The sequence below is a fragment of the Vibrio sp. Vb0937 genome (assembly GCF_033338855.1).
In genome coordinates this window covers 309,451-316,364 of record NZ_JAWOTK010000004.1, presented here as the reverse complement: position 1 = coordinate 316,364, position 6,914 = coordinate 309,451, and the positions used below count along the sequence as shown (strand labels likewise).

Genomic DNA, 6,914 nt, shown 5'->3' with positions numbered 1-6,914 from the left:
TGGTGATTTCTCCAATTGATTTTCCGGTGTAGCGGTTTCCGACGTCTCGGAAAACCAAGTAGTTCTCTCAAAGTTACTTTTATTAACGGCGCATGCCCTGTTTTCTTTAGAGAAAATTTTGGATTTTTTTGAAAATAATTCGTTTGGAGGGGTAATCGTGACAAAGCGGATAAAAAAGCAAAAAAACTTTCATTTTTCGCTAAAGCTTCTTTTCGAATTGTCGATACAGGCAGGTTTTACGTTAAATTCGGGCAAGGCCGTTCATCAGCCAAGTAAAGTTAATGCTAGGTTGGGCGCTTGTTTTGCTTGTGCAAGAATAGAAGTACTGACCTGCTGCAAAATCTGCTGCTTCACCATTTGCGTGGTTTCTTTCGCGTAGTCAGTGTCTTGGATACGACTGTTGGAAGCAGCTAAGTTTTCGTGGATGTTATCGAGATTATTGATCGCGTGATTAAAGCGGTTTTGATACGCGCCTAACTCCGCACGACTGCCATCTACCGTTTTCAAAGCATCATCTAAAATGCCGACCGCCATCTGAGCGCCACCGACTGTGCTAATATCAATACTATCTACCGTTCTATTTACGGTGACATACTTGCCAAGTTCTAACTCATCAGCCAGGCCACCACTGAAGGTTGGTCCAGGGTATTTTATGGCGTCCTTGTGGGACATGAGTAACTGCAGTTGCCCCTCCTCATTAACAGACGCTTTCACTTTATCGGTTTGCCCATTAATGTAAGTCGCGAGTTCTTCTATATCGTCGCCAGCTTTAGCTTCAATACGGATCTCCTGCTCTTCAAAATTGTTATCACGGTAGCTGATAACAATTTCATTATTTCCGTTTTGAACCGTCCAATCTGAACTGACTCTTTGATATGAGCTCATTGAAAAGCTACCTAAAGATTCCGGCTGCATGGTCCGCAGGCCAATTTGTACCGCTTCACCAGCCGTTGCTCCGATTTGAAAAGACGATGTACCGAATGTGCCATTCAGCAATTTACGTCCGCCAAAGGAGGTCGTTTCTGCAATACGACTTAACTCATCATTTAAAGCAGAAACTTCTTCTTGCAGTGCAGTGCGCTCCGCTTTGCTGTTTGAACCATTGGCTGACTGTAGCGACAAATCACGCATACGTTGCATGATATTGGTCACCTCATTCATCGCGCCTTCCGCAGTTTGCATGATGGAAATGCCGTCATTCGCGTTACGTACCGCGACATCCAAACCACGCATTTGTGATTGCAAGCGGTTGGATATTTGCAGACCCGCAGCGTCATCCTTTGCGCTATTAATACGCTTCCCTGAAGACAAACGCTCCATGGATTGATTCAGCATATCCGTTGCACTGGTCAAATGACGCTGTGCGACGAGTGCTGCCACATTGGTATTAACGGTGATAGCCACGAGACACAGACTCCAAATAAATTAAGGCTTTGAGTACTTATCGACCAAGTAACAGAAAAGTTTAGTGTTTTTTTGAAAAGAGATTGGAATAGAAATAGAAAACAAAAGCCCTCCATTGGAGGGCTTAAGAAATGAAGTCTGAGAACTTACTTGATGGCTAGCTCCGCGAGCATTTCTTGCGAAGGAGCGAAGAAGTACGCACCAGTTACCGCTGTTGTGAAACGAAGCATTTGGTCTGTTTTACCATCTGTCACGCCGTACATACTTTCTAGCATCACTTTAATGTTATGAAGTGTATTGCAGTAAGAAATAAACAGCAGGCCATGAGGCCCTGTCACCGTCCCGTATGGTAAGCTGTGGCGAACAATCTTCAAACCTTTACCTTCTTCTTTGATATCAACGCGACCAACGTGTGATGCAGCAGGAACGTCTTCTAGCTCGATAGAGTCTGGCTTGGTACGACCAATCACTTTTTCTTGCGCTTTGACATTCAATCGATTCCAAGCGGCAAGGTTATGTTCAAAGCGCTGAGCCATAACATAACTGCCTCCAGCAAATGGGCCCTCTTTTACTAGAGCCACATCAGCGCGAGCCTCCCCTTTCGGGTTTTCTGTGCCATCAATGAAGTCTGTCATATCACGAGCATCAAGGTAACGGTACCCATATGTTTCGTCCACAATGGTGACATCTTGTGCCGTCTCTTCTAGGAACTTACGCAACACGTAAAAATGCAAGTCGTGACGAGTCGAGTGACAGTGAATCAGTACATCTACGTCTGTTGCTGGAGCAACGATGTCACCTTCGCCAAGTTGAGTAAAATCAATAAGCTCTTCTGGCGCGTCTACATTAAGGTGTTCCCAAAACGATTTTGTGAATGCGATAGAAAGCGTCAGCGCTGCACCCGGCTGGGTAATGTTTAACTCTTCCACCAACTTTGGCAGTGCTTTCAGTTTTTCTAATACGCTTTCACGGTTTTGGTTCACTTTGAGTTGAGTGTACAGTGCAAATGGCCCGGCTTCTGGCACGATCGCCGTTTGAGCTTGTGACATTGAGGTTTCCTCTATTACTTTGCCCCAGAGTGGGAAGTTATTGTTTTTAATTCTTTGAATGCTGCTGTTCATCGTGCGCCAATTGTGGCACATGAAAACAGTCTTTTACCCATCTTCCATTTAGAAGATAGATCATAAACCAAGCTAATAAGGTAATGGTAAGGGCGTTTGCCCAATTAAACACTCCATGTTCTAGGTACACATGATACATGGTCTGAGCAAGTTGAATACCGCACAAGATCAAAGTGATCTCGCGACCATAGCGAGTAATTCTGTTTACCCATCCTCTGTCGGGATGACGAAGCCCCATTAACCACATAAGAAGCAAACTTGGAATGCCCATCGCCAAACCTAAATACAACGTACTTGAATCTGGGTAAACAATAGCGAGTAGCTTACTGCCACTATCACGACTTACACCAGCCATGGCAAACACCACCCATGAACGCACAAGAAACATCCATCCCACCCATAAAATGATCGGCGCCTTTAAAAATCCATGGGCGTCATATTGGTCAAACGAATAGCGCACAACATCTTCTTCTTTATGTGATAAAAACGTCACTTTAACCTATCGTTTCAGAGTTGCAAGCCAACAAAGATGAGAACTGAAGTTCATTTCAGCACCTTACACAGGTAAACTAAACAAAGATTTACAGCGACGTTGATGAGAAACATGAAAAAAAGAACTCCTGCCACCCCTGTGCCTTCTCAAGAAACTCAAGCCGAAGCGATGAGAATTGCCAAATCCACGCAGAAACCGGGGCAAACCAAAGAGCAAACCAAGCTCATCGCTCAAGGTATCGAAAAAGGCATCGCGCAATATAAGAAACAACAAAAAGAGCGCAACCGCCAAGCCGATAAAGCGAAGAAAAAACAGCAACGTGAAAAACAACGTCAGCATGAAGAGATTATCGAACAAGACAATATCACCGACGATGCGCCAAACCATTCATCAAGCAAACTGCCTTGGACACTACTTGTCCTGAGCTGGATTGGCTTTGCTGCTTACATAGTATTGGGGAAATAGCTAATGAAACGCCTGTTACTTGGACTTTTTGTCGTGCTTCTAACGGGTTGCACGATGCCTTCTCACCTTACTCATGCTCAAAGTCAAGATGTTCATATTCGCATTGACGCGCAATTCGACCCTGAGCGATGCGAATACAAAGGCGAAGTCACCGGAAGTGAAGGCCATTGGTATAACTACATTTTCATGACTAATGACGCGATGATGCAAGGCGCGATGAACGATTTAAAAAACAATGCAGCGGCTATCGATGCGGACACCGTTTTTATGGTTTCCCCACAAGATTTTATCACTTCATTTAGCGTGCTGGGTTCCGCCTACCGCTGCAATGGATGAGGCCTGAATATGAAAAAAGCCAGCAATTGCTGGCTTATGCACGAAATCCAAGACTGCTAGCGATATCTCTCTCCCGCTCTAGAACCCATTGGCTATCAAAAGGCCCCCAATCTGAAAGTTGATAATAGCCGTCATTATGACGTCGGCCATCTTGAACGAATATGAGTTCAATGCCGATCCCAGGTAACGCCTTGAGTACATCTTGAATAGTACGACGAGGCCACCCCGTTTTTTCGATCAACTTTGGCACATTCGGCCTTTCTAGGTTTTCCACCAACAAGGCCAAATATAGCCGCCTTGCAAAAACAGGACTCAATTCCATTGACACCTCCTAAAATTGTGCTGATTCATTATTTCGTTTTTGCTCAGCGAGGTGTTGCGTTTGATCAATAACTCGACTTTTCCATTTGATTTAGACGAATTTTTATTCGATTTATAGCGCATTCATCGTAAATAAGTTATGTGACATTAGTTATCTCAATCTATCTGAAAATATTTTCCACCGCATTTTGTCAGTTTGATTGCTTCTTGATAGGATGCTTTAACAGCCCAAATCACTTAAGTGCGTCTTAACCGCGCCAGTGAAAAATAGAACAAAGAAAAAGGAAACACTATGTCGATTACCATGTTTGGTATTCCCAACTGCGATACGATCAAAAAAGCCAAGAAATGGTTAGAAGCCGAGGATATTGCTTACGACTTCCATGACTACCGTAAGCAAGGCATTGATGCAGAAATGGTAAGTGAATTTTGTCGCGCTTTAGGTTGGGAACAGGTGCTCAATAAACGTGGCACAACCTACCGCCAATTAGCGCAAGAGCAGAAAGACACACTTAACGAGGAAAACGCCATCGCTCTTTTGGTAGAAAACCCTGCGATGATTAAACGCCCAATTTTAAAAGTGAATGATCAACTTCATATCGGTTTTAAAGCTGATCAATACGCTAGCATTTTCAACTCTTAAATAAAGGAATACTCAAGGATGACAGACAGTCCAGTATTGGCACTTGCTAAAGATCTGATCAGTAGACAGTCCGTAACGCCGGAAGACGCAGGTTGTCAGGATTTGATGATCGAGCGCTTAAAAGCACTCGGGTTTGAAATTGAAGTGATGGTATTTGAAGACACCACGAACTTCTGGGCTCGACGTGGTTCAGAAGCGCCGCTATTTGCGTTTGCTGGCCACACCGATGTGGTACCAGCTGGCAAATTGGAACACTGGAATACACATCCGTTTGAACCGACCATTATTGATGGTTACTTGCATGGCCGCGGCGCAGCTGACATGAAAGGGTCGCTAGCTGCTATGGTCGTTGCTGTCGAACGCTTCATTGAAGAAAACCCAGACCACAAAGGCTCAATTGGCTTTTTGATTACGTCAGATGAAGAAGGGCCATTTATCAATGGTACCGTTCGCGTTGTAGAAACGTTGATGGAACGTGGTGAGAACATCGATATGTGTATTGTTGGTGAACCATCCAGCACCGACGTGGTTGGCGATGTAGTGAAAAATGGACGCCGTGGATCCATCACTGGTGATTTAACGGTAAAAGGAACACAAGGTCACGTGGCCTACCCTCACCTAGCCAGCAATCCAGTGCACGAGTCTCTACTCGCGATTCATGAACTCGCGACGACAGAATGGGACAAAGGGAATGATTACTTCCCACCGACTAGTTTCCAGATCCCGAATGTATCGGCTGGCACTGGTGCGTCTAACGTTATTCCTGGCGAGTTCCATGTTCAGTTCAACCTACGTTTTAGTACCGAGCTTAACAATGACGCAATTGTTCAGCGTGTTACCGAAACATTGGACAAGCATGAGCTGGACTACGACCTAAAATGGACATTCAACGGAGACCCATTCCTGACCGATACGGGCGCACTGCTAGACGCGGTTGTAGCTGCTGTGGCCGAAGTCAATGATACGAAGCCAGCGCTACTTACAACTGGCGGTACGTCTGATGGTCGTTTTATTGCTCGAATGGGAGGTCAAGTCGTAGAGTTAGGCCCTGTTAACGCTACGATTCATAAAGTGAACGAGTGTGTGAAAGTCGACGATCTTGAAAAGTTGACGGACATGTACGAAAACACGTTGAAACACCTATTGGCGAAGTAATCAGCGAGAACACAATGACACCAGAGCAACTCACCGGAATCACTGATTCCCATCTTCAATCCACACTAGTGGGGCAAAAGGCATTTATGCTTCACCCTAAAGTAGTCAATGACTTATTGAAGATGATTAATGCCGCAACCGAAGCAGGTTTCAAAATGGAAATCGCCAGTGGTTTTCGTGACTTTAATCGCCAAAAAGCCATCTGGAACGGGAAGTTTTCTGGTGAGTTGCCAATTCTCGACGTCAACTCCCGCCCTTTGAATAAAGCAGAGTTAAATGACGAAGAGAAATTGATGGCCATTTTGCGCTGGTCGGCATTGCCCGGAGGAAGTCGTCATCATTGGGGTTGTGATTTTGATGTCTATGCGCGCAATTCATTGCCTGCTGACACAAAACTCAAGTTGGAACCTTGGGAGTATCTTGAAGGCCACCAGCAGGCGTTCTACCAATGGTTAAAAGCCAACCTTGGTCGGTTCGGTTTCTTCTTTCCTTATCAGCATGATTTAGGTGGCGTTTCGATTGAGCCTTGGCACATTAGTCACCGCGCTGTCGGGCAGCAATGCCTCGAGCAGTTGACGCTTGATGTACTCAGAAGCCAGTTGATTAAACAAAATCAGACCGACAACATTGCAGGGATTGACGTCATACTGAATAATTTGGATAACGTCGTCGCCAAATTTATTCACAATATCACGCCGCCGGAGGCTCTATGATAGAAATACTAACCAATCCTTGGGTCATTATTATTGTAGTGTTGAGCGTGGTCATTGGTAATATTGCCGCACTCAAATATACCGCAAAAATGAAGTTTGGTCAGATGGATAAAAGCCGTAAGAACGATTTAGATAAGCTGAACACATTGGATAAACAGCGCTACGCTGAAGAAGATAAAAACAAAAACGAGCCTCGTTAGTTACTCACCAGCTTCATCTCGACACATTTAATCTAAACATCAAAAAAGGGACCACTAGGTCCC

At 44.7% G+C, this 6,914-nt stretch carries 10 protein-coding genes; 6 read left to right on the top strand and 4 right to left on the bottom strand.

Annotated elements, in window-relative coordinates; all coding sequences use genetic code 11:
- Window positions 1-264: 264 nt before the first annotated feature.
- The 3 genes from R7P67_RS09770 to R7P67_RS09760 form a co-directional block, all read right to left on the bottom strand.
- Window positions 265-1,404: a flagellin gene (locus R7P67_RS09770; RefSeq protein ID WP_005380443.1), complete on the bottom strand. Its 1,140-nt coding sequence runs from the start codon at window positions 1,402-1,404 to the stop codon at window positions 265-267.
- A 146-nt stretch (window positions 1,405-1,550) separates the two neighbouring features.
- The gene (locus R7P67_RS09765) at window positions 1,551-2,453 is read right to left on the bottom strand and encodes a Dyp-type peroxidase (RefSeq protein WP_262653484.1); all 903 of its coding nucleotides are present in this window, start codon (window positions 2,451-2,453) and stop codon (window positions 1,551-1,553) included.
- A 46-nt stretch (window positions 2,454-2,499) separates the two neighbouring features.
- On the bottom strand, window positions 2,500-2,985 hold the full coding sequence (locus R7P67_RS09760) for a DUF2919 domain-containing protein (protein ID WP_025768263.1): 486 nt from the start codon (window positions 2,983-2,985) through the stop codon (window positions 2,500-2,502).
- A 144-nt stretch (window positions 2,986-3,129) separates the two neighbouring features.
- Between R7P67_RS09760 and R7P67_RS09755 the strand changes: the two genes are divergently transcribed.
- Window positions 3,130-3,483, top strand: a complete 354-nt coding sequence (locus R7P67_RS09755) for a DUF2956 domain-containing protein (protein WP_005380437.1) — start codon at window positions 3,130-3,132, stop codon at window positions 3,481-3,483.
- 3 nt (window positions 3,484-3,486) lie between these two features.
- Window positions 3,487-3,819, top strand: a complete 333-nt coding sequence (locus R7P67_RS09750; protein WP_005380435.1) for a DUF4156 domain-containing protein — start codon at window positions 3,487-3,489, stop codon at window positions 3,817-3,819.
- Window positions 3,820-3,853: 34 nt separating this feature from the next.
- Here R7P67_RS09750 and R7P67_RS09745 read toward each other — a convergent pair whose 3' ends face one another.
- Window positions 3,854-4,141 carry a helix-turn-helix domain-containing protein gene (locus R7P67_RS09745; protein ID WP_005380433.1) on the bottom strand — a complete coding sequence of 96 codons (288 nt, stop codon included), beginning with the start codon at window positions 4,139-4,141 and terminating at the stop codon, window positions 3,854-3,856.
- A 291-nt stretch (window positions 4,142-4,432) separates the two neighbouring features.
- Here R7P67_RS09745 and R7P67_RS09740 point away from each other — a divergent pair, with 291 nt between their 5' ends.
- Genes R7P67_RS09740 through R7P67_RS09725 form a run of 4 tightly spaced genes read left to right on the top strand, consistent with a single transcriptional unit; the run spans window position 4,433 to window position 6,851 of the window.
- Window positions 4,433-4,783, top strand: a complete 351-nt coding sequence (locus R7P67_RS09740) for an ArsC family reductase (RefSeq protein WP_005380431.1) — start codon at window positions 4,433-4,435, stop codon at window positions 4,781-4,783.
- Between the two features lie 18 nt (window positions 4,784-4,801).
- Window positions 4,802-5,938 carry a succinyl-diaminopimelate desuccinylase gene (gene dapE, locus R7P67_RS09735; RefSeq protein WP_005380429.1) on the top strand — a complete coding sequence of 379 codons (1,137 nt, stop codon included), beginning with the start codon at window positions 4,802-4,804 and terminating at the stop codon, window positions 5,936-5,938.
- A gap of 14 nt (window positions 5,939-5,952) precedes the next feature.
- Window positions 5,953-6,651 (top strand): M15 family metallopeptidase, encoded by a 699-nt coding sequence (locus R7P67_RS09730; protein ID WP_149191546.1) that lies wholly within the window; start codon window positions 5,953-5,955, stop codon window positions 6,649-6,651.
- Entirely contained in the window at window positions 6,648-6,851 is a 204-nt protein-coding gene (locus tag R7P67_RS09725) for a DUF2897 family protein (protein ID WP_005380425.1), read from the top strand. Before R7P67_RS09730 ends, R7P67_RS09725 begins: the two co-directional genes overlap by 4 nt.
- The last annotated feature ends 63 nt before the right edge of the window (window positions 6,852-6,914 follow it).